General features: G+C 42.6%; 6 protein-coding genes. All 6 read left to right on the top strand.

Going from position 1 to position 3413, the window contains the following annotated elements; all coding sequences use genetic code 11:
• The first annotated feature begins 313 nt into the window (after nt 1-313).
• The 6 genes from Q0081_RS13595 to Q0081_RS13570 all read left to right on the top strand — a co-directional run bounded on the left by Q0081_RS13595 (nt 314) and on the right by Q0081_RS13570 (nt 3306).
• Nucleotides 314-523: a hypothetical protein gene (locus Q0081_RS13595; protein WP_298354226.1), complete on the top strand. Its 210-nt coding sequence runs from the start codon at nt 314-316 to the stop codon at nt 521-523.
• Nucleotides 524-525: 2 nt separating this feature from the next.
• Nucleotides 526-1518 (top strand): S9 family peptidase, encoded by a 993-nt coding sequence (locus Q0081_RS13590; protein WP_298354223.1) that lies wholly within the window; start codon nt 526-528, stop codon nt 1516-1518.
• The gene (locus Q0081_RS13585) at nt 1515-1640 is read left to right on the top strand and encodes a hypothetical protein (protein ID WP_298354221.1); all 126 of its coding nucleotides are present in this window, start codon (nt 1515-1517) and stop codon (nt 1638-1640) included. The genes Q0081_RS13590 and Q0081_RS13585 overlap by 4 nt, the downstream gene beginning before the upstream one ends.
• An 89-nt stretch (nt 1641-1729) precedes the next feature.
• Nucleotides 1730-2671 carry a Gfo/Idh/MocA family protein gene (locus Q0081_RS13580; protein WP_298354218.1) on the top strand — a complete coding sequence of 314 codons (942 nt, stop codon included), beginning with the start codon at nt 1730-1732 and terminating at the stop codon, nt 2669-2671.
• 4 nt (nt 2672-2675) lie between these two features.
• Nucleotides 2676-2813, top strand: coding sequence for a Gfo/Idh/MocA family oxidoreductase (locus Q0081_RS13575; protein WP_298354215.1), 138 nt, complete (start codon nt 2676-2678; stop codon nt 2811-2813).
• A gap of 88 nt (nt 2814-2901) precedes the next feature.
• Nucleotides 2902-3306, top strand: a complete 405-nt coding sequence (locus tag Q0081_RS13570) for an AraC family transcriptional regulator (RefSeq protein WP_298354212.1) — start codon at nt 2902-2904, stop codon at nt 3304-3306.
• The last annotated feature ends 107 nt before the right edge of the window (nt 3307-3413 follow it).

Here is a 3413-nt window from a genome sequence, read left to right as displayed (position 1 = left end):
CCTTCACAAAGGCATCAAAGTCCCTGTCTTTTGCCAGAAAATGGATTGACGATTTTTGGAATCCCATTTTTTGGAATTCTACAATTATTTGTTCCAATTAGTTATGTCCCTATCTATAACTATTTTAACCTCCCTTTTTTATAACCGTTATTCAATCAACAAAACATTTTTCCCCAGCCACTCATCCAAATCCCCCCCTTTGGGTGAATGGTCTGTTGCCGACTGTAGGTAGTTTTGGTAAATTATTTCAACAACTTCTAATGGCATGATATTTTACCAATTCAATGTCACCTGATTCGTAAATTCACTCAAGATGGAAAAACTTTTTTATACACTGATAGTCATTTTAGTTGGTACTGTAGTCCATGCTCAAGTGCCTCAACGAAAAGCATTTATGGGGATGCAAGGCAAAGAAACGCCCGATGGAATTGTGATAGATACGGTGTTTGCCAACAGTACTTTTGCGGCAGCTAACTTAAAAAAGGGGATAAACTCGTTTTGCTCAATGACCAAAGCACCCTGAAAATGGCCGATTACAACGCTTTGGCCTCCAACATCCGGGTGGGCGAACAGTTGACAATTGCTTTCTTGAGAGAAAGAAGAAGAGTCGCCGTTACTGCCAACGCCGTCATGCGCCCGTATGAACAATCAGACATTGCAGATATCAACTACGATTGGGTCAAATTTAAAAATGGGTATTTGCGCACCATTACACGAACGCCCAAAGGGAAAACCAACGTGCCGGCCATTCTGCTGATTCCCGGCTACGGTTGTGGCTCCATTGAAAATTATTCGTTGAGTTACAATGGAAAACTGATGAACGAATGGATCAGAAATAGCTTCGCAGTGGTGACCATTGAAAAATCGGGCATGGGCGACAGCTATGGTTGTGCGCCTTGTACCGAAGTGGGTTTGGTAACCGATATTGAAAGTTTCGACGCTGGCTATCAATACATGGAGCAATTGCCGAACGTGGATAAAAGTCATCTGTACATTTGGGGACATTCTATGGGCGGAACCATCGCGCCTGAAGTGGCGAAATTGCACAACCCCAAAGGCGTCATGGTTTTTGCCTGCGTGTTCCGACCGTGGAGTGAGTTTTTGTTGGAAATGCACCGCGTACAAAAACCGTTGTTGGAAGGCTTAAACTATCAACAAACCGAAGCTTTTACCCGCACGATTCAAAAAATCTACTACGAATTTTTTGTCCTGAAAAAATCTCCTGAAGAACTCTCCCAAAACTCTGAATATAAGCCGTTAGTGACGAGTGAGTTAGGATATAAAGAAAATTGGAACAACAATATGTGGGGACGGCATTGGCGTTTTTGGCAGCAATTGGATTCGTTGAATTTGGCCGAAAGCTGGCAAAAAGTAAACTGTCCTGTCTTGGTGTTGCACGGTGGTGCCGATTATGAGCAGTGCTCTTTGGTAGAACCCATGTTGATTCAGAAAACGGTCAATGAAAAGCATCCCAATGCGGCAACGTGGGTGACGATTCCCGATTTGGACCATTTATGATGCGCAGTAAAGACTGGACCGAAGCGGCCAAAAATTTTAAAGAGCAACAGTATTTGAAAGATAATTTCAATCCTAAAATAGCCGAAGAGACTGTAAAATGGCTTAAATCTCAGGAGCTTTAACATACTTTAACAACGAGGATTCTTATCTAATGAGTTCTAATAGCGACTTTTGCATCACGCTATTAGCAGCCATTTTAACTTCTTTATATATGCACCGCCGCCAATTCCTTGCCCAATCCTCGCTGGCTGCGGGGACTCTATTGACTTCTGATGTCAAGTCTCTGTTGCCTCAAGATCGAAAATTGGGCATTGCATTGGTGGGGTTGGGCAATTATGCCACCAATCAACTTGCTCCGGCGTTGCAGCAAACTGAACTGTGTCAGTTAACAGGTATTGTCACAGGTACGCCTCAAAAGGCGGCGGAATGGTCGAGTAAGTACCAAATTCCTCACAAGAACATTTATAATTACGAGACGTTTGACCAAATTAAAGACAATCCGGATATTGACATCGTATACGTAGTTTTGCCCAACTCCATGCACGCCGAATATACCATCCGAGCGGCAAAAGCGGGAAAACACGTGATTTGCGAGAAACCGATGGGGCTAAATGTGAAGGAATGTGAGCAGATGATAAAAGCCTGTAAAGAGGCGAAAGTCAAACTTTCGGTGGGCTATCGGTTGTATTTTGAGCCGCATCATTTAGAAGTACGACGTTTGGGCACTGAAAAAGCGCTTGGAGCGGTCAAAATGATTGAGTCATCATTGGGTTTCTCAATGGCGGATCCAAAAGTTTGGCGACTGAATAAAGCCCTTGGCGGCGGCGGTGCTATTATGGATTTGGGCGTGTATTGCATTCAGGGAGTACGGCGGACGTTAAATGAATTGCCAACTTCTGTTTTAGCCCAAGGGTTTGTTACTGACAAAAACGTCTTCAAAGGCATCTACGAAATGATGATGTTTCAGATGGAGTTCCCGAGTGGTGCCGTCTCTAATTCTACGACTACCTACAGCTCGTACATTGATCGATTGTACGCTACAACGGGTTATCCGGTGGTTTGGGTTAGAGCCTTCTTACAACGCCACCGGTGCAAGCGGCGAATCCTCGGAAGGAAAAATATCTTTCAAAACACCTGCTTTTCAACAGATTAAACAAATGGATGCTTTTGCCGAAAGTATCCTCAAAGATACCACACCGTTGGCTTCGGGCGAGGAAGGAATGACGGACTTGAAAATCATTGAAGCCATTGTGCGTTCGGCTGATACGGGCAACAAAGTAAAATTGATTTGGTAGTTCGTGCAACGTTGCCTGGCGTTTCAGCATCTTATAGCTAAAAATAGGCTGAGTCATGGGAGAGGTGCATTTCAAATATCTTTCAGTTTTGAAACGACTGGGTTCTATCTTCTTCAAAACCTACAACCAAGAATTTGCTGATAGCCTCATTAATCGTTCGTTCAGGTTAATGAATCAGGAAAAACTATACTTGGAAAGTAACTTCTCGATTGAAAATCTGGCCACTCGACTCAATGTCTCTTCCTGTTTACTTTCGCAAATTATCCACGACAAATTAGACCAGAATTTCTTCGATTTAGTCATTCACTACCGGATTCAGGAAGCAAAAAAAGTACTGGAAAACCCCAAAAGCCAGCAAATGACCATGGATAAGTTGGCTTTTGAAATGGGGTATAGCTCCATCTCCGCGTTTTTCGACGATTTTAAACAACACACCAATCAAACGCCAAGCGAGTACAGAAAGCAAATGAATTTAATTTGCGGTAGTTCTTGAAAGGTGTTGATAGGAAAAGTAAGCATAAGTAAAATTTGTAATTTTGTAATGACCAAACTACAAAAAAATCAAAAACTTATGCTCACAGTTACAAAATTAGAAAAATG

Source organism: Runella sp., from assembly GCF_027484545.1.
Lineage (GTDB): Bacteria > Bacteroidota > Bacteroidia > Cytophagales > Spirosomataceae > Runella.
Note: the sequence above shows the minus strand (reverse complement) of the source record. Positions and strands in the feature narration are given on the sequence as shown.